The organism is Streptomyces canus (genome assembly GCF_030815415.1).
GTDB classification, from domain to species: Bacteria; Actinomycetota; Actinomycetes; order Streptomycetales; family Streptomycetaceae; genus Streptomyces; species Streptomyces canus_F.
Map to the genome: position 1 here is coordinate 1,244,817 of NZ_JAUSWW010000001.1, position 22,185 is coordinate 1,267,001.

The 22,185-nt window shown below is 72.0% G+C and carries 18 protein-coding genes and 1 pseudogene; 10 read left to right on the plus strand and 9 right to left on the minus strand.

Translation table 11 applies throughout. From position 1 onward, the window contains the following. Positions 1-25 precede the first annotated feature (25 nt). Together QF037_RS05820 and QF037_RS05825 are read left to right on the plus strand one after the other, a co-directional pair. The gene (locus QF037_RS05820; protein WP_307022486.1) at positions 26-943 is read left to right on the plus strand and encodes an EamA family transporter; all 918 of its coding nucleotides are present in this window, start codon (positions 26-28) and stop codon (positions 941-943) included. A gap of 20 nt (positions 944-963) precedes the next feature. Further along, complete coding sequence (locus QF037_RS05825) at positions 964-1,767, plus strand: class I SAM-dependent methyltransferase (RefSeq protein ID WP_307022488.1); 804 nt, start codon at positions 964-966, stop codon at positions 1,765-1,767. 12 nt (positions 1,768-1,779) lie between these two features. On the opposite strand, the gene QF037_RS05830 is transcribed toward QF037_RS05825, so the two are convergent. Next, positions 1,780-2,973 (minus strand): barstar family protein, encoded by a 1,194-nt coding sequence (locus QF037_RS05830; protein WP_307022490.1) that lies wholly within the window; start codon positions 2,971-2,973, stop codon positions 1,780-1,782. A gap of 133 nt (positions 2,974-3,106) precedes the next feature. Between QF037_RS05830 and QF037_RS05835 the strand changes: the two genes are divergently transcribed. Continuing rightward, positions 3,107-3,457, plus strand: coding sequence for a hypothetical protein (locus QF037_RS05835; RefSeq protein ID WP_307022493.1), 351 nt, complete (start codon positions 3,107-3,109; stop codon positions 3,455-3,457). A 38-nt stretch (positions 3,458-3,495) separates the two neighbouring features. Here QF037_RS05835 and QF037_RS05840 read toward each other — a convergent pair whose 3' ends face one another. The 4 genes and pseudogenes from QF037_RS05840 to QF037_RS05855 all read right to left on the minus strand — a co-directional run bounded on the left by QF037_RS05840 (position 3,496) and on the right by QF037_RS05855 (position 6,804). After that, entirely contained in the window at positions 3,496-4,221 is a 726-nt protein-coding gene (locus QF037_RS05840) for a DUF2625 family protein (protein ID WP_307022495.1), read from the minus strand. Between the two features lie 34 nt (positions 4,222-4,255). Continuing rightward, complete coding sequence (locus tag QF037_RS05845) at positions 4,256-4,891, minus strand: CatB-related O-acetyltransferase (protein WP_307022497.1); 636 nt, start codon at positions 4,889-4,891, stop codon at positions 4,256-4,258. A 77-nt stretch (positions 4,892-4,968) separates the two neighbouring features. Continuing rightward, positions 4,969-5,412: an ArsI/CadI family heavy metal resistance metalloenzyme gene (locus QF037_RS05850; RefSeq protein ID WP_307022499.1), complete on the minus strand. Its 444-nt coding sequence runs from the start codon at positions 5,410-5,412 to the stop codon at positions 4,969-4,971. A gap of 28 nt (positions 5,413-5,440) precedes the next feature. After that, positions 5,441-6,804 (minus strand): annotated as a pseudogene (locus QF037_RS05855) (FAD-dependent oxidoreductase). Between the two features lie 79 nt (positions 6,805-6,883). Between QF037_RS05855 and QF037_RS05860 the strand changes: the two are divergent. After that, complete coding sequence (locus QF037_RS05860) at positions 6,884-7,252, plus strand: ArsR/SmtB family transcription factor (protein WP_307022501.1); 369 nt, start codon at positions 6,884-6,886, stop codon at positions 7,250-7,252. A 49-nt stretch (positions 7,253-7,301) separates the two neighbouring features. On the opposite strand, the gene QF037_RS05865 is transcribed toward QF037_RS05860, so the two are convergent. Continuing rightward, positions 7,302-8,231 (minus strand): LysR family transcriptional regulator, encoded by a 930-nt coding sequence (locus tag QF037_RS05865; protein WP_307022503.1) that lies wholly within the window; start codon positions 8,229-8,231, stop codon positions 7,302-7,304. A 114-nt stretch (positions 8,232-8,345) separates the two neighbouring features. On the opposite strand from QF037_RS05865, the gene QF037_RS05870 reads away from it, so the two are divergent. Further along, positions 8,346-9,548 carry an MFS transporter gene (locus QF037_RS05870; protein WP_307022507.1) on the plus strand — a complete coding sequence of 401 codons (1,203 nt, stop codon included), beginning with the start codon at positions 8,346-8,348 and terminating at the stop codon, positions 9,546-9,548. 62 nt (positions 9,549-9,610) lie between these two features. Here the strand turns inward: QF037_RS05870 and QF037_RS05875 are convergent, their stop codons facing one another. Next, entirely contained in the window at positions 9,611-10,840 is a 1,230-nt protein-coding gene (locus QF037_RS05875) for a PP2C family protein-serine/threonine phosphatase (protein ID WP_307022509.1), read from the minus strand. A gap of 136 nt (positions 10,841-10,976) precedes the next feature. On the opposite strand from QF037_RS05875, the gene QF037_RS05880 reads away from it, so the two are divergent. The 4 genes from QF037_RS05880 to QF037_RS05895 all read left to right on the plus strand — a co-directional run bounded on the left by QF037_RS05880 (position 10,977) and on the right by QF037_RS05895 (position 18,911). Further along, positions 10,977-12,083 carry a serine hydrolase domain-containing protein gene (locus tag QF037_RS05880; protein WP_307022512.1) on the plus strand — a complete coding sequence of 369 codons (1,107 nt, stop codon included), beginning with the start codon at positions 10,977-10,979 and terminating at the stop codon, positions 12,081-12,083. A 669-nt stretch (positions 12,084-12,752) separates the two neighbouring features. Then, a complete protein-coding gene (locus QF037_RS05885) occupies positions 12,753-15,209 on the plus strand; it encodes a SpoIIE family protein phosphatase (RefSeq protein WP_307022514.1) in 2,457 nt (818 codons plus the stop codon). Between the two features lie 72 nt (positions 15,210-15,281). Beyond that, complete coding sequence (locus QF037_RS05890) at positions 15,282-17,960, plus strand: SpoIIE family protein phosphatase/ATP-binding protein (RefSeq protein ID WP_307022515.1); 2,679 nt, start codon at positions 15,282-15,284, stop codon at positions 17,958-17,960. A gap of 132 nt (positions 17,961-18,092) precedes the next feature. After that, a complete protein-coding gene (locus QF037_RS05895) occupies positions 18,093-18,911 on the plus strand; it encodes a chitosanase (protein ID WP_307022518.1) in 819 nt (272 codons plus the stop codon). 24 nt (positions 18,912-18,935) lie between these two features. Here the strand turns inward: QF037_RS05895 and QF037_RS05900 are convergent, their stop codons facing one another. Both QF037_RS05900 and QF037_RS05905 read right to left on the minus strand, forming a co-directional pair. Continuing rightward, entirely contained in the window at positions 18,936-19,934 is a 999-nt protein-coding gene (locus tag QF037_RS05900; protein ID WP_307022520.1) for a CU044_5270 family protein, read from the minus strand. Continuing rightward, a complete protein-coding gene (locus QF037_RS05905; RefSeq protein ID WP_307022522.1) occupies positions 19,927-20,580 on the minus strand; it encodes an RNA polymerase sigma factor in 654 nt (217 codons plus the stop codon). Before QF037_RS05905 ends, QF037_RS05900 begins: the two co-directional genes overlap by 8 nt. A gap of 213 nt (positions 20,581-20,793) precedes the next feature. Here QF037_RS05905 and QF037_RS05910 point away from each other — a divergent pair, with 213 nt between their 5' ends. Beyond that, positions 20,794-22,158: an FAD-dependent oxidoreductase gene (locus tag QF037_RS05910; protein ID WP_307022524.1), complete on the plus strand. Its 1,365-nt coding sequence runs from the start codon at positions 20,794-20,796 to the stop codon at positions 22,156-22,158. Positions 22,159-22,185: the final 27 nt, after the last annotated feature.

The following is a 22,185-nucleotide window of genomic DNA, read 5'->3' on the forward strand; positions in this document are numbered from 1 at the left end:
TTCCCGGGAAGGTATATTAGCTTCCATGGAAGCTAATGCGCGCTGGGTGGCGCTGACCGCGGTCGCGCCGGTGGCCTGGGGGACCAGCTACTTCGTCACGCACGAGTACCTCCCCGCCGACAGTCCGCTGTACGGGGCCGCTCTGCGGGCGCTTCCCGCCGGGCTCGTCCTGCTCGCGCTGTGCCGCAAGCTGCCGCGCGGCGCGTGGTGGTGGCGGTCGGCGGTGCTGGGGCTGCTCAATATGAGCGTGTTCTTCGTGCTCGTCTATGTCGCTTCCCAGCTGCTTCCGACGAGCATCGCCTCGACCGTCATGGCGATGTCCCCGCTGACGATGATGCTCATCGCCTGGCCCCTGGTCGCCGAGCGGCCCGGCCTCGCGCACCTGACCGGCGCGGCGGTCGGGCTCGGCGGCGTGTGTCTGATGCTGCTCACCGGGGAGGGCGGGGTGAACGTGCCGGGCGTCCTCGCCTCGGCCGGGGCGATGCTGGTCTCGGCCTTCGGTCACATCCTGACCAAGCGGTGGAACGCCGGTACGGACCTGCTCGCCTCCACCGCCTGGCAGCTGACCGCCGGAGCGGTGTTCCTGCTGCCGGTCGCCGCGGCCGTGGAGGGTCCGCCACCCACGCTCTCCCCGTCGGCGCTCCTCGCCTTCGGCTATGTCTCCCTGGTCGCCACCGCGCTGGCCTTCACCGTCTGGTTCGCCGGACTGCGCCATCTGCCCGCGGCGACCGTGGGCCTGATCGGGCTGCTCAACCCGGTGACCGGTGTGCTGCTCGGCACGGCCGTCGCGGGCGAGGCGATGACGGGCCGGCAACTGTGCGGGCTGGCGCTCGTGCTGATCGGCGTGGTCCTCGGCAGGCCCGCGCGCCCGGCTCGACGGAACTCCCGTCCGCGAGCCCTCACGCCTCCCGCACCCGAGCCCTCCGCCTGCGATCGCCGGTGAAACCGGTGCAAGGTGGAGGGGTGACCGAACGACGCTTCGACGTATGGGCGGCCGGGGACGCGTACGAGCGGTACATGGGCCGCTGGAGCCGACTCGTGGCCGACGAGTTCGTGGCGTGGCTCCCCTGCCCGCCCGGCGCACGGTGGCTGGACATCGGATGCGGCTCGGGCGCCCTGACGTCCACGGTGGCCGCCCGCTGCCGGCCCCGGACGCTGCTCGGTCTTGACGGGTCCGCCGGGTTCGTCACCACGGCCCGTGCCTCGACCCCCGAACCGGCCCGCTTCGCGGTGGCGGACGCCCGGGCCCTGCCGGTGCGGGACGCGGTCTTCGACGTGGCCGTCAGCGGACTGGTCCTCAACTTCCTCCCCACGCCCGGTGTCGCGGTCGCCGAGGCGGTGCGCGCGGTGCGGCCCGGCGGCCTGGTCGCCGCCTATGTGTGGGACTACGCCGAGGGCATGGAGTTCCTGCGCCACTTCTGGGCTGCCGCGACAACCGTGGACCCATCGGCGGCCGCCCACGACGAGAGCCGCCGCTTCCCGCTCTGCGATCCGACCGCACTGCGCGACCTGTGGGACGAGGCGGGGCTGACCCGGGTGACGGTCGCACCGATCGACATCGCCACCCTCTTCCCCCACTTCGACGACCTGTGGTCCCCGTTCCGCTCCGGCCAGGGCCCCGCCCCCGGTTACGTCGCCACCCTCTCACCGGCCACCCGACAACGGCTGCGTCGGACGCTGCGCGACCGAGTGCCGGCGGGGGCCGACGGCACGATCGCGCTGAGGGCCCGCGCGTGGGCCGTTCGGGGCCACAGGCGAGACCGCTGACGGCGCCTGTGGTCACCGCGGCACGGACACGCCCTGTTTCTGGCGGAGCTCTACCGTGACGCCACGGCGCTCGAGGAGTTGGACGATCTCCTCGAAGTAGGTGAACCCCTCGCCGGACGCGTCGTTGGCGAAGGCCTGCCGTGCGATGTGGGAGTCGTGCCAGACCAGGGTGAAGGGCGCGGCTATGCCGAACCCGCCGCCCAGACAGTCCCTGAACGCGTTCCACTCCCGCCCGAAGTAACGGCCCGGACCCACCAGCGCCTCGGCCATCGCGCAGTGCAGGCCCGGTTCGTCGGTGACGAACCTGCCGTCGAGACGGTGGACGCCACCGGAGCGGTCGGGGCGCCGCTCGCCGACACCGGTGGCCGTGAGTTCGAGCCACTCGTACCGGCCCTCGGTGGTGTACGGAGCCCATTGATTACGGACCGTCGGAGCGCCCCGGTACCAGGTCTCCCAGACCGGGCGGGCCACCAGCGGGCGCTGGTCACCGCCGCCGGTGAGCGTGATGTCGAGGAGGTCGGCACCGAGCACGGACGGGCGTGCCTTCTCGATCCGCAGATACACGTTGTGGCGGTACATCACCCGGCCGTGGCGGTCCAGCGCCCACAGCCCCACCCAGTCCCTGTCCCACTTCCGCCGTCGACCCAGCACCGTGCGCAACGGCTCGGCGGGCTCGCAGCCGACGAGGTGCATGGGGACCGTCCCCCGGCCGTAACGGGAGGCGAACAGTCCCTCCACGTCCAGGCACTGCCCGGCGGGCGCGGCCCCCGCGGTGGTTCCCGCGAACACCTTGAACACCGGCTGGGCCGGCCGCGTGTGCTCCCAGGCGTGTTCCTCTTCGACGCCCGCGCCCACGACGACATCCACCAGTGCCGGATCGCTCCGATTGGGCCGGTGCGCCAGGACGACGGTGTCGACCAGGGTCCACCACTGCAACGGCTGTTCCTCGTCCCAGACCTCGACGCACAGGTCACCCAGCAGCCCGGTGCCCGCGCCGTCCGGCAACAAGGCGTCCCGCAAGGGGCCTTCGGGAGTGCAGCCCCGCAGCGTCAGTACCTCGCGCGGCGGCGGCACCTTGTCGACGAACAGGCCCTCGACACCGGCACACCGTCCCCAGTACTGCTCCTCGCCGTCCGCGTCCTCCTGAACCAGCAGATACCTGACCGGGACATCACGTTCCCAAACCGCATGCTCCGCGCCCTGCACCCATCCCCCGCACTCGAACCGCCCGCACCTGAACCACGCTCGGGATCAGGCCCCCAGAAGCGTGTCACCCGAGCGCGGTTCACGCCTCTCAATTCATTACCGGTACCGGCGGCGGCCACGGGAGAATCGCGCCATGGGGATCGATCTGGAGTTGCACAACGGACGTCCGCACCGGCCCGAGCGGCATCAGAAACCCGAGAGGCAGAGGCCGACGCTGATCCGTCAGTCCTACGAGCATGGCGAGGCGCTCGCCGGACTGATCTCCGAGCTGCCCGTCAACACCTCGGGCAAGCTCTGGATGGTCGACCCGTACAACGACACCCTCTTCAACGAGCAGGTGGCCGAGGCCGCCCTCCGGGAGATCCCCGATCTGCTGAGCCGCTGCACGGACGACGCACAGACCGCGGCGGTCCGGGACCTCGCCGCGTTCCTGGAGGCCTGCGCCACGACTCCCGGCAGCTGCCTCGTGTTCGTCGGAGACTGAGCGGTCTCGCTCATACATCGCTGCTCCTACGTCACCGCTCATACGTCGCCGAGGAACCCCGGATCGGCCGGGCCCAGCTGCCGGGCGAAGTCGGCGGCCACTCCGAGGACTTCGCGCATCGGCACGGCCCGCCAGCTGTTCGCGGCGAGATCGGCGTGGGCCTCCTCGGTCCACAGGAACGGGAAGACGCTGATGCCCTGCGAGAGGTCCAGCGCGGCGGCCTCCGCACGCCAGCCGGGCCGGCGCAGCCCGTCGTAGAACGTCTCCAGGCGGCCGGACAACAGCCAGTGCACCCATGAGGAGTGGCCCATGTCCATCGCCTCCCAGGCCAGGGTGTCGGGCGCGAAGTAGGTCATGCGGCCCGGGGAACCGGGGCGCCCGGACCCGGCGGGATCATGGCCGTTCAGGGCGAACACGCCGCCCAGCGCGTCCTGTCCCACGACGAGTCCGGCCTCGGGAAACCAGTCCGGGTCGAACACGTCGGGGAAGCGGTTGACCTGGGCCAGGCTCGGCAGGCCGCCGCTCGCCCCGGAGCCGCCGCCGAAGACCCGTACCCATCCGTCGTCGAGGACCAGTCCGCCGCAGTTCCAGGCCAGGGCGCCGAGCGTGGAGCGCGCGGTGACCTGCATCTGCAGCACGCTCCGACGCCCCTCGGCCGGGTCGGCGGCGAGCACCCGCACCGGGACGGCACCGGCCGTGAACGCCTCCTGGAGTTCCGGCCAGGCCGGGTCGTCCACCTGTGTGAGTTCGTCGATCTCCCGCATCCGAGGATGATCGCAGCCCATGGAGGGGCGAGGTCTAGGGGGCCGCGGCCTCCAGGTCGGCGACGGTGCCCGACATGATCGTCCGGACGTGTTCGGTGATGTGCTCCAGCGGCCAGTCCCACCAGGCCACCGCCAGCAGCCGGGCGATGTCCTCGTCGCTGTAGCGGGTGCGGATGAGGCGGGCCGGGTTGCCGCCGACGATCCCGTAGTCGGGGACGTCGGAGGTGACCACGGCGCCGGTGCCGATGATGGCGCCGTGACCGATCCGTACGCCGGGCATCACCGTCGTTCCGTGGCCGAACCAGACGTCGTTGCCCACGACCGTGTCACCCCTGTTCGGCAGTCCGGTGAGCAGGTCGAAGTGCTCGGACCAGGAGCCGCCCATGGTCGGGAAGGGGAATGTCGAGGGGCCGTCCATACGGTGGTTGGCACCGTTCATGATGAACCGCACCCCCGTGCCCAGCGCACAGAACCTGCCGATCACCAGCTTCTCCGGCCCGTAGTGGTAGAGCACGTTCCGCGTCTCGAAGGCGGTGGGGTCCTCCGGGTCGTCGTAGTACGAGAACTCCCCCACCTCGATGAGCGGCGACTTCACCAACGGCTTGAGCAGCACCACGCGCGGCTGCTCGGGCATCGGATGAAGGACCGTGGGGTCGGCGGGTACGGGCATGGTGGGGTTTCCTTGCTGATCCGGGTGCCGGGGGTCGCGCACCACGATCGCAGTGGGCCGGGCCCGGCGACACCCCATTACCGCCGCGCCGCGGTGGCCGTCTCGCCCGGATCGGCGCAACAGGTGCTGCCCTGCTGCTTGGCCAGGGAGTCGGCGTCGGCCTTGACGACGTACACCTCCCACGGCTCCTGGCCGGGGCCGCGGACCCAGACCTTGTCCTGGAGGGCGTAGCAGCAGGTGGTGTCGTTCTCGACGTCGGTGGCCAGGCCTTCTCCGCTCAGCCGCGCGGTGGCGGCGTGGACCGCCTCGGTGCTGTCGACCTCGACGCCGAGGTGGTCCATGCGGGTCGTCTCGCCTGCGCTGCCTTCGATGAGGACGAGCTTGAGCGGTGGCTCGGTGATGGCGAAGTTGGCGTAGCCGTCGCGGAGTTTGGCGGGTTCGGTGCCGAAGAGCTTGCTGTAGAAGGCGATGGACGCGTCGAGATCCGGGACGCGCAGGGCGAGTTGTACGCGGGATGTCATGGCGAACCTCCTGGAGTGGGTGCGGGGTTCAGCAGCCGCCGGGCCTGGCGGCCGGGGCGGCGGTGCCGATCTGGAGCGTGGTGGGGGCGGCGCAGCATCCGCCGCCGGACTGTTCGGCGTTCTCCGGCTCGTCGAACAGGCCCGCGCCGCCGCAGACTCCGGTCTCCGGCAGGGTCAACTCGACGCGCTCGGCGGCCTCTTGGTCCCCGGCGATCGCGGCGGTGACGGAACGGACCTGCTCGTAGCCGGTCATGGCGAGGAAGGTGGGGGCGCGGCCGTAGGACTTCATGCCGACCAGGTAGACGTCCCGCTCGGGGTGGGAGAGCTCGTTGACGCCGTGCGGGTAGACCGTGCCGCAGGAGTGGACGTTGGGGTCGATCAACGGGGCGAGGGCCGTCGGGGCCTGGAGGCGTTCGTCGAGGCCGAGGCGGAGCTCGGAGAGGAAGGAGAGGTCGGGGCGGAGGCCGGTGAGGACGATGACCTCGTCGATGGGGTCCGTGCGGCGGCCGTCGTCGGACTCGAGGACCAGTCGGTCGCCGTCATAGGAGACGGCCCGGGTGCGGAATCCGGTGATCGCGCTCGCGTGACCGGCCTCGACGGCCGCCTTGGCGCGCAGGCCCAGGGCTCCGCGTGCGGGAGTTGGTCGGCCTCGCCGCCGCCGTACGTGGTCGCGCCGATGCCCCGGCGCAGGACCCACACCGCATGCGTGCCGGGGGCCTCGGCGGCCAGCTCGGCGAGGAGGGCGAGGGCGGTGAACGCGGAGGCGCCGGAGCCGATCACGGCGGTGCGCCTGCCCGCGTAACGGGCGCGTACGGCCGGGTCGTCGACGTCGGGGACGCGGTAGGAGACGCGGTCGGCGGCCGCCTTCTCCCCGAGCGCGGCCAGGCCGTCCGCGCCCATCGGGCTCGGCGTCGACCAGGTACCGGACGCGTCGATGACGGCGCGGGCGGTGAGGCGTTCCTCACGGCCGTCCGAGGTCTCGATGTGCACGGTGAAGGGCTGCTCGTCGCGGCCCGAGTCGACGATGCGGTCACGGCCGGCGCGGGCGACGCCGGTCACCCGGACGCCGTAGCGGACCGTGTCGCCGAGGACGTCGGCGAGCGGCTGGAGGTACCGCTCGGCCCAGTCGCCGCCGGTCGGGTAGACGGCGGCGTCGGGGCGGACCCAGCCGGTCGGGGCCAGCAGCTTCTCCGCGGCCGGGTCGACGAGCTCGGCCCACGTGGAGAACAGGCGGACGTGCGACCACTCCCGGACAGCGCTGCCCGCGGTCGGGCCGGCCTCCAAGACCAGGGGGTCGAGGCCGCGCTCGACCAGGTGGGCGGCGGCGGCCAGGCCGATGGGTCCGGCGCCGATGACCACGACGGGCAGACGGTCGATGGCGGAGGCGTTCACGAGCGATCCCCTTTATTTCGACGTTCATCGATATAGAAGTCAGCTTGGCCCCTGATTCGACAAGTGTCAACATAGACGCATGTCGAACACCGAGGCGCTGCCCCTGCTCGAGCCCGAGACCTCCGCCACCGCCGCACCGTGCTGCCCGCCCCTGACCGAGCGGCCCCTGACCGCGGAGGAGGCCGAGCGGACCGCCACGATGTTCAAGGCCCTCGGCGACCCGGTACGCCTGCGGCTGTTCTCGCTGATCGCCTCGCACGCGGGCGGCGAGGCGTGTGTGTGCGACATCTCCGACGTCGGTGTCTCCCAGCCGACCGTCTCCCACCACCTGAAGAAGCTCAAGGAGGCCGGCCTGCTCACCTCCGAGCGGCGCGGCACCTGGGTGTACTACCGGGTCGAGCCGTCCGTGGTCGCCGCGATGGGACAGATGCTGCGCACCTTCGGGTGACTGCCCGACGGACCACCCGCGCACGAAGGTCGGCGCCACCAGGGCCGGTTCAGCGCGCCCAGTGCGGCGCCCAGGTCTCCGCGTCGGGGCGACCCGGCCCCGCGCTGTCGAGGTAGGTACGGAGCCTCGCGAGGGCGGGGTGGGGGTTGTCGGACCGCCAGATCAGTGAGTGCGGGTAGACCGGCACCGGGTCGCGCAGCGTGATGCGGCGCAGGTCCTGGTCGGTGGGCCAGACCATGCGGGTCTGTTCGCCGACCAGGGTGGCCAGCTGCGGGGAGTCGGCGATCGTGTCCAGGAGGGGATCGGTGCCGAAGTCGGGTCCGGTCGCCTCGATGGTGAGACCGAACTCCGTGGCGAACTCGTCGTAGTACGCCGCCCATTCGGTACCGGCGACCAGGCCCGGCATCCAGATCCGGTGCCCGGCGAGCTGGGCAGGGGTGACGGCGCGGGCCGTGGCCAGGGCGTGCTGCGGCCCGGTCAGCAGCTGGACGGGCTCGTCGTGGACCCGCGCCGCGGCGATGCCGTCGGGGAGCCGGCGGGCGGGGACGGTGACGGCACGGAAGGAGGCGTCGATCGTGCCGGAGCGGATGGCAGCCACTGCCTCCTTGGCGTCGAAGAGGGTCACCACGTCGAGTTCGACCTGGGGGCACGCGCGGTGGAAGCCGCGTAGCAGTGCGGCCGGGCCCAGCCGGCGGCCGATCACGTCCACGCGCAGAGCACGGGAGCCGGGCCGCACGGAGGCCATGGCTCGCTCCGCGGTGTCGAGCAGCGCCCGGGCGTGCGGCAGGAACGCCTGACCGTCGATGGTGAGCCGCACCCCGCGCGGGGTGCGCGTGAACAGGCGTACGGCGAGCTCCTTCTCGAGCGCGGCGACACGCTTGGAGACCGCCTGCTGGGTGACCGACAGGGTCGTGGCGGCGTCCTGGAGCCGTCCCGTCTCCGCGGCCGTCACGAACGTCCGCACGGCATCGAGGTCCATGGCCGCCATCGTAAAGGCACAACTCTTGGTTGTGTCCGAGCCGCTCGGGGGTTGTTTGATCTCTGGATCCGTCGACCGCTTGGATGTCCGAGGACCAGGGAGAGAGGCGGCGGCATGGGGCGGGCGTTCGGGTGGTTGTGGGCGGCGTACGGCGTCAGTGCGCTCGGCACCGCGCTGGCCCTCCACGCCTTTCCGCTGATCGCGATCCTCGTGCTGCACGCAGGTCCGGCCCAGGTGTCCGCGCTGGCAGCGGCGGGGCTCGCGGTCGGGGCGGTGGTTGCGGTGCCGCTCGGGCCGTGGGTGGAGTTCCGCCGTAAGCGGCCGGTGATGATGGCCATGGATCTCGCCCGGTGCGCACTGCTGCTGAGCGTCCCCGTCGCGTACGCCTTCGGTCGCCTCAGCTTCGCACAACTTCTGGTTGTGTCGGTGCTCGTCGCCGCGGCCGACATCACCTTCACCGCCGCTTCCGGCGCCTGCCTCAAGGCGTTGGTGCCGCCGGAGGATCTGCTGACCGCCAACGGACGGTTCGAGGCCACGATGTGGACCACCACCATGATCGGGCCGCCCCTCGGCGGCGCGGCGATCGGGCTGCTCGGCCCCGTGGTGACCGTCGTCGCCGACGCCGTCAGCTATCTGCTCTCGGCGGTCGGGATCCGTGCCATGGGCGGGAAGAACGAGGTCCGCCCGATACGGCCCGCGACGGGAAACCGGCTCAGGGGCCGTGACCTGCTCGACGGCTGGCGCTTCATCCTCACCGATCCGGTGCTGCGCCCGCTGTTCCTCAACGCCGTCCTCGTCAACGGGCTGATCATGGTGGCCGCCCCGCTGCTCTCCGTCCTCATGCTCGGCGGCCTCCATTTCGCACCCTGGCAGTACAGCCTCGCCTTCGCGGTGCCGTGCGTCGGCGGACTGATCGGCGCTCGGCTGTCCCGGCGGCTCGTCGCACGGTTCGGCCGGCGCGAGGTCCTCGTGACCGCCGGGGCCCTGCGGGTGTGCTGGCCGCTGGGGCTGGCCTTCGTCGGTCCCGGTGTGCCCGGACTCCTGCTGGTCATGGTCGTCGAGCTCGGGCTCATCACCTGCATCGGCGTCTTCAACCCGGTACTGGCCACCTACCGGCTCGAACACACCCCGCCCGACCGTGTCGCCCGCACGCTCTCCGCCTGGTCCATCAGCGCCAAACTGACCATCGCCGCCCTGACCGCGCTCTGGGGTCTGCTGGCCACCCTCACCACCACCCGCACCGCCATCGCCGTGGCCGGACTCCTCCTCCTCGCCACGCCGCTCCTGCTCGGCAGGCGCGCACTGCGGTCGGCCTGACGCGGCAGCGGATCACCTCCGGGGCGTAGGCGCTGCCCCGGCCCTCCCCGCAGACCCGCTCCTCACAGCCGTACGACGATCAGGGCCGTGTCGTCCGTGGCCCCCTCCGGCGGGAGGAGTTCCTCCAGGACCGCGTCCGCCAGCGTCTCCGGATCTGCGTCCCGGTGGCGGGTGAGGGAGTCCGCCAGGCGTTCCAGACCGATCTCGATGTCCTCGCGGCGGCGTTCCACCAGGCCGTCGGTGTAGAGCACCAGGGTGGCGCCGTCGGTGAAGGAGGTCGTCGCCTGCGGTCGCGGTACCGGGTCGGGGCTGGCGTCCAGCGGCGGGTCCGTGGCCGCGTCGAGGAACTCGACCTTGCCGTCGGCGTGGACCAGGGCCGGCGGAGGATGCCCCGCACTGCTGTACGTGACGGTGCGGGCGTCGAAGTCGATGAACGTGATGACCACCGTGGCGGACTCCGCACCGGCCACCACATGCGCGTAGCGCCCCAGGACGTCGAGGGCCTGTGCGGGACCCCCGGCCACCCGCGAGGCGGCGCTCAGCGCGCTGCGCAGCTGACCCATCGCGCAGGCCGCCGCGAGCCCGTGGCCGACGACGTCACCGACCGCGACACCGATGCGGTCGCCGCCGACCAGGTCCACGAGGTCGTACCAGTCGCCGCACACGTTCAGCGCGCTGACCGCCGGCCGGTAGCGGACGGCGACCCTGTGGTCCCCCTTCAGGCGGGGTGTCGGCAGCATGGCCTCCTGGAGCGCCAGCGCGACCTCCCGCTCACGGGCGTGGGCCTTTCTGAGGCGCTCGTTGACCTCCTGCAACTCCCGGGCCCGGATGTACAGTTCGGCCTCCAGCGCCCGGGCCCGGGTGCCGACGGCTCCGCCGCGGTCGCGGATGAACTCGGTGACCTCCTCCACCCGGAGCACGAGGAGCGCGACCTCGCCGTCGGGGCCCAGCACGGGGGCGTTGACCGGGCTCCAGTAGTGCTCCTCCCAGCGCCCCGGCAGCTCCAGGGACCGGACGTCGTAACGCTGCACGGCCATGGTGTCGCGCTCGCCGGTGGTCAGGACACGCTGCAGGGAGGCGGCGAGATTGCGCATGCCGGAGGCGCCCGGGTCCTCCGGGTTGTCCGGGAAGACGTCGAAGAGGTAGTGGCCGACCAGCTGCTCCCGGCTGCGGCCGGACATACGGACGAAGTCCTCGTTGGCGTCCACGTACACCAGACCGGGGTTCAGGACCGCCACCATGCCGGGCAGGGCCTGGAACACCGCCGCGTAGTCGATCCCCGCGTCCGCCATGGCACTGCCGCCTCGCTGCCGATATTGCATCACTTCCCACGATATGAGGCGACGGAGTCCGGCGGGCGGTTCTCGCAGATCACGGGCGCCGTAATTGGGTTGCCCCGGCCCCGTCCCCACGGGCTAGATTCCGCGCATGGCAGACATTCGGGGCTCGTACGACGATCTGTTCACCGCCGTGCCGAACGCGCTGGCCGGTTTCCTCGACGCCGGGGACGTCGGCGGCTCGGCCGCGGTCTTCGTGGACGGTGAGCCCGTGGTGGACGTCTGGGGCGGCTTCGCGGACGCCGGCCGCACGGCGGCGTGGGAGCGGGACACCGTCACCAACGTCTGGTCGGTCACCAAGACGATGACGGCACTGTCCGCGCTGGTGCTGGCGGACCGGGGCGATCTCGACCTGGACGCGCCGGTCGCCCGGTACTGGCCGGAGTTCGCCGCGGCGGGCAAGGAGAAGGTGCTCGTACGGCATCTCCTCTCGCACACCGCCGGTCTGCCGGACTACGACGGGCCGGTGGAGGAGCTGTACGACTGGGCGGCGGTCACCGCCCGGCTGGCCGCGCTGGCGCCGCAGTGGGAGCCCGGGACCGCGGCCGGGTACCACTCGCTGACGCAGGGGTTCCTCGTCGGCGAGGTCGTCCGCCGGATCACGGGCCGGACGCCGGGCGCGTTCTTCGCCGAGGAGGTGGCCGGGCCGCTCGGCGCCGACTTCCTGATGGGGCTGTCCGCCGGGCACGACCACCGCGTCGCGCTCGCCGTACCGCCGCCCGGCCAGGACGAGGACTACGTCGCCGGGGCCGCGGGTCAGGACCCGACCCCCTCCACGGCCACCGGGATCCGGCTCCGGGACGGCAACAGCGTGTCCTGGCGCCGGGCCCAGATCCCCGCGGCGAGCGGCTTCGGCAACGCCCGCTCGGTCGCCCTCGTCCAGTCGGCGATGGCCTGCGCGGGCTCGGTGGGCGGGGTCCGGCTGCTGTCCCCGGCGGGCTGCGCACGGGCCTGGGAGGAGCAGTACAGCGGCGAGGACCGCATCCTGGGCATGCCGATGAGCTGGGGCCTCGGCTACGGCCGCTTCGGCACCACGTACGGCTGGGGCGGCTGGGGCGGCTCACTCGTCATGATCGATCCGGACGCCCGCATGACAGTGGCGTACGTGACGAACCAGATGCGCGAGCCGGGGACGGACCAGCGGGGCCTGGAACTGGTGATGGCGGCCTACGAGGGGTTGCAGGGGCTTGCCGGCTGAGCCCGGCGCCGGGGGGTGCAGCGCGGGGCGCCGGGGGCGCGGGACCGGGCCAGGCTGGGCACCGGTACGGCCCGGTGCCGGCCCGGTGCCGGTGCCGGTGCCGGGACGAGTACAGGATGCCGGACCGGGTCCGCGGCGCGGGGGCACAGAGCCGAGACCCGGGGCACGGAAGCCCACGGGGCTCGAGTCCAGGGCCGGGTCCGGGTGCCGGGCCCAGTCCGCGGCGCGGGCACACAAAGCCGAGACCTGGGGCACGGAAGCCCACGGGCCCGAGACCGGGGCGCGAGTCCAGGGACGGGCACAGGGACGGGCCCGGGTGCCGGACCGAGTCCGCGGCGCGGGCACACAAAGCCGAGACCTGGGGCGTGGGAGCGTACGGGCCCGAGACCGGGATACGCGGCGCCCGCTCCTCATCAGGCCCTCACCGTCTGACCGAGGGCCCGGGGGCCGGCAAGTGTCCTGCGCGCGGCGTGCTGCCGCGGAGGGCGCCCCGCCGAAGGTCCGTGCCTGCGCCTCGCACCCGGGGCTTCGGGCCGTCCGACCTTGCGGGGCACCGAACGCCCCGCCCGACTTCCCTCACATCTGTCCCACGCGGATGCGCCGCAGGCCCCTCGTGGCGCATTCTTGCTGTGTGTCGCCCGTGGGACGGTGCAAGGACAAGGCAGGCCGATGACCGGGAGCGGCGAGGACGCGCACCGGACGCCGGGACGGCTGGCCGCGCTGCTGATCGACGCCTCGACGGAGGCGATCGGCGCGGGCGGTGGTCACGCCGGCGGCGTCTACCTGCGTTCGAGCACCCCCGGAATGCTGCGTCTGGCGGTGCTCGCCGGGCTCCCGGGACCGTTGTTCCGGCCGTGGTGGCGGCTGCACGCCGACCGTCCGTTCCCCGTCGCCGACGCCTACCGGCTCGGGGTGCAGGTCGTGCTGCCGAACGCCACGGAGACCATGCGCCGCTACCCTCAGTTCGCGGCCGGTCTGCCGTTCCAGTTCGGATCGCTGTACGTACCGGTCGTGGGGAGGTCCGCGACCTTCGGCGTGCTGACCGTGCTGCGTCCTTCCGTCGCGGACGCCACCGAGGTGCTGGCCGAGCGGGAACGGGTGGCGCGGGTGGCGGAGGATCTGGCCCGCCGCCTTGAGGAGCTGCGGGACACCGAGCCGGTCGCCTGGGACGGTGAGCCCTTGTGCGTGCGGCCGCCGACCGCGCAGGTGTCGGCGGGACGGCTCGGACGGTTCGCGTGGGATCCGGCGACCGGCGTGGTCACCGCGGACGCGCATCTGCACGCCCTGCTGGGCGTGGCTCCCACGGAGTTCGGCGGCACGATCGAGGCGCTGGCCCGGGCCGTGGCCCCCGACGACACCCGGCGTGTGCTCGCCGCACTGCGGGAGGCCGCCGCGAGCACACCGTCGCTGCCGCTGTATCTGCGGGCCACGGACGGCGGGCTGCGGCTCATGGAGTTCTGGACCCCCGAGGTCTCCTCCGCCGCGTCCGGCGCGCGGCCCGTCAGGGGTTTCGTCCTCGATCCCGGGCCCGGTTCCGCGGCCGACGCCGCCGATCTGCTGCCGGAGGGTGTGTTCTGCCTGGACCGGCTGGGGCTGGTCACCTACGCGAATCCCCGCGCCGCCCAGCTGCTGCACCGGCCGCGGGACGTACTCCTGGGCAGCCCGCTGTGGGACGGCGTGCCCTGGCTGGCCCAGCCCGACTTCGAGGACCATCTGCGCAGCGCCCTGCTGTCACCCGAGCCGGTGCATCTGCATGTGCGGCGGCCGCCCGGCGCGGACGCCGCCTACGAGGGCGACTGGCTCGCGCTGTCCGTCTACCCCGGCCCGGACGTGCTGACCTGCACGGTCCAGCCGACGAGCCGGATGCCGGACTCCGCCGACACCTCCGAGGCCGCCCAGACCGGTACGTCGTCGCTGGCGCCGCTGTACCGCCCGATCGTGCTGGCCATCGCACTGACCGAGGCGGTCACCGCCCGTCAGGTGTCGGCCGTGGTCATGAAGGAGCTGCTGCCCGTGTTCGGGGGTCGTCGGCTGGCGATCTACCTCCTCCAGGACCGGCATCTGTACCTGGCGTGGGAGTCCGGTTTCCCGCCGGGGTTCCTCGCCCCGTTCGACGGCGTGGGGCTCGACGAGCATCTGCCCGGCGTCGAGACGCTCACCAGCGGCAAGCCGCTGTTCTTCGACTCGATGCAGCAACTCACCGACGCCTACCCCGGCATCCCGCTGGACGCGACGGAGGGCGCCCGTGCCTTCCTGCCGCTGATCGCCTCGGGGCGTCCGGTCGGCTCCTGCATCCTGGGCTTCGACCGCCCCCGCACCTTCACCGGCGAGGAACGCTCGGTCCTCACCGCGCTCGCCGGGCTGATCGCCCACGCCATGGACAAGGCACGGCGCTACGAGAGCGAGGCCGCCCTCGCCCGCGGTCTCCAACAGGCTCTGCTCCCCCGCCGTCTGACGGACCATCCGCTGGTGGAGACGGCGGGCCGCTATCTGCCGGGCACCCAGGGCATGGAGGTGGGCGGGGACTGGTACGACGTCGTCGAGGCGGGCGACGGTCTGGCCCTGGTCATCGGGGACGTCCAGGGACACGGTGTGCAGGCCGCCGCGACGATGGGCCAACTGCGCAGCGCGGTGCGGGCGTTCGCGCTCGGCGACCGGCCGCCCGACGAGGTGATGAGCGGCACGAACCATCTGCTCATCGACCTCGACCCCGGCCAGTTCGCCAGTTGCTGCTACATCCGTCTGGACCCGGTCACCGGGCTCGCCCGGGTGGCCCGCGCGGGACACCCGCCGCCCCTCCTGCGCAACGCCGACGGCAGCACCCGCGTCCTCGACCTGCCCGGCGGCGTCGTGCTCGGTGTGGACCCGGGCGCCCGTTACCCGGTCACGGAGTTGCGGATCGAGCCGGGCGCCGTCCTGGCGCTCTACACCGACGGTCTGGTCGAGCGGCCGGGCATCGACATCGACGACGGCATCAGCGCGCTGCGCGTGGCCCTCGCCCGGGCCGGGGCCCCCACGGCACGTCTGGCGGGTGTGGCGGACTGGCTCACCGCGGCGGCCCGGCAGGCCGTCGACCGGCCCGACGACATCGCGCTGTTGCTCGCCACTCGCAGGCGGCAGCGGTGAGCAGCGGTAGCCGTTCTGTCACGGTGTGTGACGCCTCTCGCCTCACGGGGCCGTGCAGTGTAGACATGGCACATGGCCCGACTCTCGCAGCGTGACGCAGGCCGGTCGCGGCGCGGGCGAGTCGCCGAAGCCCGGTCGGCACTGGGCGGGCGCAGCGTAGCCGGACAGGTGTTCGTATCGCAGGTCGTGATCGTGCTGCTGCTGGTCGTGGCCGCGGTGGTGGCGCTGGTGCTGCAGGTGCGGCACGACAGCACGACCGAGGCCCGCAACCGTTCGGTCGCGGTCGCCGAGGCGTTCGCCAACGCGCCGGGCACCCGCGAAGCCCTCGACGCCCCCGATCCCACGGCGGTCCTGCAGCCGCGGGCCGAGGCGGCGCGCAAGGCTACCGGCGTGGACTTCATCGTGGTCCTGAACACCGACGGGATCCGCTACACGCATCCCAAGCCGGACCGCATCGGGAAGAAGTTCGTCGGCACCCTGGCGCCCGCACTGGCGGGGAAGGTCGTGACCGAGGAGGTCGACGGGACCATCGGCCGGCTGGTGCAGGCCGTCGTACCGATCAGGGCGCCCGACGGGAAGGTCGTGGGGCTGGTGTCGGCCGGCATCACCACCGAGCACGTGGGCGGTACCGCGGACGAGCAGATGCCGCTCCTGCTGGGCGCCGCGGCGGGCGGCCTCGCCCTGGCCACGGCGGGCACGGCCCTGGTCAGCAGGCGGCTGCGGCGCCAGACGCACGGTCTGGGACCGCACGAGATGACCAAGATGTACGAGCATCACGACGCCGTGCTGCATGCCGTGCGCGAGGGCGTGCTCATCGTGAGCGGCGAGGGCGTGCTGCTGCTCGCCAACGACGAGGCCGAGCGGCTGCTCCATCTGCCCGCCGACGCCGAGGGCCGGCATGTCCTCGAACTCGGCCTTCCGGCGGACACCGCCGACCTGCTGGCCTCGGGGCGGGTCGCCACGGACGAGGTGCACCTGGTCGGCGACCGGCTGCTGGCCGTCAACCAGCGGCTCACGGACCTGGAGGGCGGCCCGGCCGGCAGCGTGGCGACACTGCGCGACTCGACGGAACTGCGGGCCCTGTCCGGCCGGGCCGAGACGGCACGGGAGCGCCTGAACATGCTGTACGACGCCGGGGTGGGCATCGGCACCAGCCTGGACGTGACCCGGACCGCCGAGGAACTGGCCGAGCTGGCCGTGCCCCGGTTCGCGGACTTCGTCACCGTGGACCTGTTCGACGCCGTACTGAGCGGCGGGCAGCCGGACTCGGGCACCGATCTGCGCCGCACGGCGTTCAGCGGGATCCGCAAGGACGCGCCGCTCCACTCGGTGGGCGACCGGATGCGGCTGGTCGCGTCCTCGCCGCAGATCCGCGCGCTGCACTCCGGGCAGGCCGTCCTCGAAGCGCGTCTGGCCGAGTCCCCGGGCTGGCGGGCCCAGGACCTCGAACGGACCGCGCAGGTCCTGGAGTTCGGCATCCACTCGCTGATCGCGGTGCCGCTGCGCGCGGGCGCCCTGGTCCTGGGTGTGGTCAACTTCTGGCGCTCGGAGAAGCCGGAGCCCTTCGACACCGACGAACTCGCCCTGGCGGAGGAGCTGGTGGCCCGGGCCGCGGTCTCCATCGACAACGCCCGCCGCTACACCCGCGAGCACACCATGGCGGTGACGCTGCAACGCAGTCTGCTGCCGCGCAACCTGCCCGAGCAGAACGCCCTCGACATCGCCTACCGCTACCTGCCCGCGCAGGCGGGGGTGGGCGGTGACTGGTTCGACGTCCTGCCGCTGTCCGGCGCGCGCGTGGCGCTGATCGTCGGGGACGTCGTCGGCCACGGACTGTACGCGGCGGCGACGATGGGCCGGCTGCGTACCGCGGTCCACAACTTCTCCGCCCTCGACCTGCCGCCCGACGAACTGCTGGTCCTGCTGGACGAACTGGTCAGCCGCATCGACCAGGACGAGACCCAGGACGGCGACAGCGCCCCGGTCACCGGAGCGACCTGTCTGTACGCCGTCTACGACCCGGTCTCCCGGATCTGCACCGTCGCCCGCGCCGGACACCCGCCGCCCGCCCTGATCCACCCGGACGGCAGCGTGGAGTTCCCGGACGTGCCCGCGGGTCCCCCGCTGGGTCTCGGCGGCCTGCCGTTCGAGACGGCCGACCTCGAACTGGCCGAGGGCAGCCGCCTCGTGCTCTACACGGACGGGCTGGTCGAGGACCGGGAGCGGGACATCGACGTAGGTCTGGAACTCCTGCGGACCGCCCTGGAGCGGGCCGGTGACTCGCCGGAGGACACCTGCCGGACCGTGCTCGACTCCCGGCTCACCTCCCGGGCCGTCGACGACATCGCCCTGATCGTGGCCCGCACCCGGGCGCTCGGCGCGGACCAGGTCGCCGAGTGGGACGTGCCGTCCGACCCGGTGGCCGTCGCACAGGTGCGCGCCGATGTCACCCGGCAGTTGTCCCGATGGGGGCTGGAGGAGCTGGAGTTCGCCACCGAGCTGATCCTGAGCGAGCTGGTGACCAACGCGATCCGGTACGGCGGCGAGCCCATCCGCGTGCGGGTGCTGCGCGCCCGCAGCCTGATCTGCGAGGTCTTCGACAGCAGCAGCACCTCGCCCCATCTGCGGTACGCGGCGATGACGGACGAGGGCGGTCGCGGCCTGTTCCTCGTCGCGCAGCTCGCCGAGCGCTGGGGCACGCGGTACACACCCGAGGGCAAGGTCATCTGGGCGGAGCAGCCGCTGCCGTAACCGGCACACCTTGTTCATAGGTACGAACCTTTGACGCGACGGGTTCTCATTGTGTCGTGGCTCTGATAGTAAACCTTCCTATCAGTTCACGTACGGCCAACTCCCCACCCCCCACCTCCCTTTGGAGCCGCCGTGAAACACCCCACGCACGCGTCGCGCCGCACCGTCCTCACCCTGATCGGCGCGTCCCTCGCGACAGCACCCCTGCTCACCTCCCGAGCCGCCGCGGCCCGCACGACCGCGACGGGACTCGACGACCCGGCGAAGAAGGAGATCGCCATGCAGCTGGTGTCGAGCGCGGAGAACTCCTCGCTCGACTGGAAGGCGCAGTACCGGTACATCGAGGACATCGGCGACGGCCGCGGCTACACCGCCGGAATCATCGGCTTCTGCTCCGGCACCGGCGACATGCTCGACCTCGTCGAGCTCTACGCCGACCGCCGCCCCGGCAACGTCCTCGCCCCCTACCTGCCGGCGCTCCGCCGGGTCGACGGCACGGACTCGCACGCCGGACTCGACCCGAACTTCCCCCGGGACTGGCGCCGCGCCGCCCAGGACCAGGCGTTCCGGCAGGCGCAGAACGACGAGCGCGACCGCGTGTACTTCAACCCGGCCGTGCGCCAAGGCAAGGCCGACGGGCTGCGCGTGCTGGGCCAGTTCGCCTATTACGACGCCATCGTGATGCACGGCGACGGCACCGACCCGACCAGCTTCCGCAACATCCGGGGGCGCGCCCTGAATCAGGCCAGGCCCCCGGCCCAGGGCGGCGACGAGGTCACCTACCTGCACGCCTTCCTGGACGCGCGGGTGTGGGCCATGAAGCAGGAGGAGGCCCACAGCGACACCAGCCGTGTCGACACGGCCCAGCGGGTCTTCCTGCGCGCGGGCAACCTCGACCTGAACCCGCCGCTGGACTGGAAGGTGTACGGGGACAGTTACCACATCGGCTGATCGTCCCGGAGCACCGCGGTCCGGCTACGGGCGCTGACCGATGCGGTCCACGACGCCCAACTCCTCCCGGGCACGCATCTCGTGGTACCAGTCGCGATGCTTGAACTTCCCGTCGACGACGTCCGCGGTGCTCCCCTTCAGACGCAGCCCCAGGTACGTGTAGTCCGTCGCGTCGAAGATGAACGCGAAGTCGAACTCCGGGTAGGAGACGGCCACTCCCTTGCGGCCGAGGCCGTCCACCGCCTTGCGATCGATCCGGATGCCGGGGATCCGGGCGACCGCCTCGAACGTGGCCGCCTCCAGCCCGGGCGGCATGATCCGCGGGACCACGAAGAACTGGACGGCGTTGGCGAACGCCATCCTGTCGATGTCGCCCTGACTCATCGGCGCCTCGCGGGCCTTGTCCGATCCCACCGACCACTTCACCGACGTGTCGTCGGCGCCCAAGCCCATCCGCAACCTGTCCAGGAGCTTGTCCGGGTCCGTCGGCCACTTGGCCAGCTTGGCGTACTCGGTCGGCGGCCACATCACCTCGTGCTTGCCGAGCGGCGGATCGCGGTGGATCTTGCCGTACTCCTGACGCCGGGAGGGCTTGGAGCCGTCCACGGACATCCAGCTCTCGTCCGTCCAGGTCCGGTGCTTCCCGCCCTTCACATAGGTCCGGGTGATGAACATCTTGGTGTACACGTACTGGTCGTCGCGCGGAACCGGCGTCCCGGCGCTGTCGGCACGGGATCGCGCCGCGGCCTTGTGCAGCAGCTCGGCCGCGCTGAGCGTCGCCATCCGCGAGGCATCCGCGCCCCCGCCTCCGTCGTGCCGGCCGGCCACGACCACGCCACCGGCGACCGCCGCCGTGGCGGTCCCCACCACCGCGACCCTGAGCATCAGCCGCCGGGACAGCGCGCCCGGGCGGCCGTCCCGGACGATTTCGCGCCGCAGCCGGGCGCGGGCGGCGAAACGGGCGTCGTCGGTGAGCGGGGCCACATCGGCCTCGAACTCGCGCACCACAGTGAGGTCATCCACGATCGGTCTCCTCGTTCTCCTCGTGAAGGGCTGTGGGGTCCGCCCCGCCCAGTGCGTCGCGCAGCCTGGTCCGCGCCCGGTTGAGCCGTGAGCGCACCGTGCCCACGGGGATGCCGAGGGCCTCCGCGGCCTCGGCGTAGTCGAGATCGCCCCAGGCGATCACCAGCAGCACGTCCCGGTACCGCGCGGGCAACTTCGCGAGCGCACCCGCCAGTTGAGCGCGGGAGTGCTCGGCACCGACCCTCGCCACGACCCGGTCGGCCAGCGCCTCGCCGCCGTCACCGGCCCCCGTCGAGGCGACGCGCGAGAACGCCCTCAACCGCCGCGCCTCGGCGCGCCGGTGCTGGCCGACGAGGTTGGTGACGATCCCGTAGAGCCACGGGCGGGCCTGCGGCCGTGACAGGTCGTAGCGGTGGCGCTGCTGGAACGCGATGACGAAGGTCTCGGCCATCAGGTCGTCGGCCGCCTCGACGCCGAGGCGTCGGGCCGCGTAGCGGTGGATGTCGTCGGCGTATCGGTGGAAGAGGATCTCGAAGGCGTCGGGCTCCTCCTGCGAACGCTCGACGACCGAGGCGTCGGACTCGACGCCGTCGCGGGGAACGACGTCGGGAAGGTCTGCGACGCTCGGATCGCCTGTCGATTGCATGCGGTTCCCTCGAAGTCATGGGCATGGTCGACTGCTGTTGGCCGATGCCCGCGATCGAGTTCCCGTCCGGCATGGGAGAGTGCTCACACAGCCCGTCGAGGTCATAAAGTAGCCTTATGAGCTCATAGATCGGACCCGCGTACCAGCTTAGGCTTGCCTTAGTTTAGGCTTCCCGACGAGATCGCTTTGTCGCCACTCGAAGGGAACCTGATCATGCCCCGCCCCCTGCGGGTAGCCATCGTCGGCGCCGGCCCGGCCGGCATCTACGCCGCCGACGCTCTGCTCAAGTCCGACGTGGCCACCGAGCCCGGTGTTTCCATCGACATCTTCGAGCGGATGCCCGCCCCGTTCGGGCTGATCCGGTACGGCGTCGCTCCCGACCACCCCCGCATCAAGGGCATCATCAAGGCCCTGCACCAGGTTCTCGACAAGCCGCAGGTCCGTCTCTTCGGCAACGTGGACTACGGCACCGACATCCACCTGGACGACCTGCGCGCGTTCTACGACGGCGTGATCTTCTCGACCGGCGCCATGGCGGACCGCGAGCTGAGGATCCCCGGTGTCGAGCTCGACGGCTCCTACGGCGCCGCCGACTTCGCCTCCTGGTACGACGGCCACCCGGACGTGCCGCGCACCTGGCCGCTGGAGGCCGAGAAGGTCGCCGTCCTGGGCGTGGGCAACGTGGCGCTCGACATCTCCCGCATCCTCGCGAAGACGGCCGACGAGCTGCTGCCGACCGAGATCCCGCCGAACGTCTACGAGGGCCTCAAGGCGAACAAGGCCGTCGAGATCCACGTCTTCGGCCGCCGTGGCCCGGCGCAGGCGAAGTTCAGCCCGATGGAGCTGCGCGAGCTGGACCACTCCCCCAACATCGAGGTCATCGTCAACCCCGAGGACATCGACTACGACGAGGGCTCGATCGCCGAGCGGCGGGGCAACAAGCAGGTCGACATGGTCGCCAAGACCCTGGAGAACTGGGCCATCCGCGACATCGGCGACCGCCCGCACAAGCTCTTCCTGCACTTCTTCGAGTCTCCGACGGAGATACTCGGCGAGGACGGCAAGGTCGTCGGTCTGCGCACCGAGCGCACCGAGCTGGACGGCACCGGCAACGTCAAGGGCACCGGGCAGTTCACCGACTGGGACGTCAACGCGGTCTACCGCGCGGTCGGTTACCTCTCCGACAAGCTGCCCAAGCTGCCCTGGGACATCGGCTCGGGCACCGTCCCGGACGAGGGCGGCCGCGTCATCCAGGAGAGCGGCGCGCACCTTCAGTCCGTGTACGTCACCGGCTGGATCCGGCGCGGTCCGGTGGGCCTCATCGGCCACACCAAGGGCGACGCCAACGAGACCGTGGCGAACCTGCTGGACGACTTCGCGAACGACCGTCTGCAGACGCCGGCCTCTCCCGAGCCGGAGGCCGTGGAGGCGTTCCTCGCCGAGCGCGAGCTCCGTGTCACCACCTGGGAGGGCTGGTACAAGCTGGACGCCGCCGAGAAGGCGCTGGGCGAGCCGCAGGGCCGCGAGCGGGTGAAGCTCGTCGAGCGTGAGGACATGCTCAAGGCGAGCGGCGCGTAAGCGAGTTGTTCCGTACGACGTGACGGG

Bases quoted from the DNA above. Each gene is read 5' to 3' on its own strand.
- QF037_RS05820 (WP_307022486.1), top strand. From the start codon at position 26: ATGGAAGCTAATGCGCGCTGGGTGGCGCTGACCGCGGTCGCGCCGGTG.
- QF037_RS05835 (WP_307022493.1), top strand. From the start codon at position 3,107: ATGGGGATCGATCTGGAGTTGCACAACGGACGTCCGCACCGGCCCGAG.
- QF037_RS05840 (WP_307022495.1), bottom strand. From the start codon at position 4,221: ATGCGGGAGATCGACGAACTCACACAGGTGGACGACCCGGCCTGGCCG.
- QF037_RS05845 (WP_307022497.1), bottom strand. From the start codon at position 4,891: ATGCCCGTACCCGCCGACCCCACGGTCCTTCATCCGATGCCCGAGCAG.
- QF037_RS05850 (WP_307022499.1), bottom strand. From the start codon at position 5,412: ATGACATCCCGCGTACAACTCGCCCTGCGCGTCCCGGATCTCGACGCG.
- QF037_RS05860 (WP_307022501.1), top strand. From the start codon at position 6,884: ATGTCGAACACCGAGGCGCTGCCCCTGCTCGAGCCCGAGACCTCCGCC.
- QF037_RS05865 (WP_307022503.1), bottom strand. From the start codon at position 8,231: ATGGACCTCGATGCCGTGCGGACGTTCGTGACGGCCGCGGAGACGGGA.
- QF037_RS05870 (WP_307022507.1), top strand. From the start codon at position 8,346: ATGGGGCGGGCGTTCGGGTGGTTGTGGGCGGCGTACGGCGTCAGTGCG.
- QF037_RS05875 (WP_307022509.1), bottom strand. From the start codon at position 10,840: ATGGCGGACGCGGGGATCGACTACGCGGCGGTGTTCCAGGCCCTGCCC.
- QF037_RS05880 (WP_307022512.1), top strand. From the start codon at position 10,977: ATGGCAGACATTCGGGGCTCGTACGACGATCTGTTCACCGCCGTGCCG.
- QF037_RS05885 (WP_307022514.1), top strand. From the start codon at position 12,753: ATGACCGGGAGCGGCGAGGACGCGCACCGGACGCCGGGACGGCTGGCC.
- QF037_RS05890 (WP_307022515.1), top strand. From the start codon at position 15,282: ATGGCCCGACTCTCGCAGCGTGACGCAGGCCGGTCGCGGCGCGGGCGA.
- QF037_RS05905 (WP_307022522.1), bottom strand. From the start codon at position 20,580: ATGCAATCGACAGGCGATCCGAGCGTCGCAGACCTTCCCGACGTCGTT.
- QF037_RS05910 (WP_307022524.1), top strand. From the start codon at position 20,794: ATGCCCCGCCCCCTGCGGGTAGCCATCGTCGGCGCCGGCCCGGCCGGC.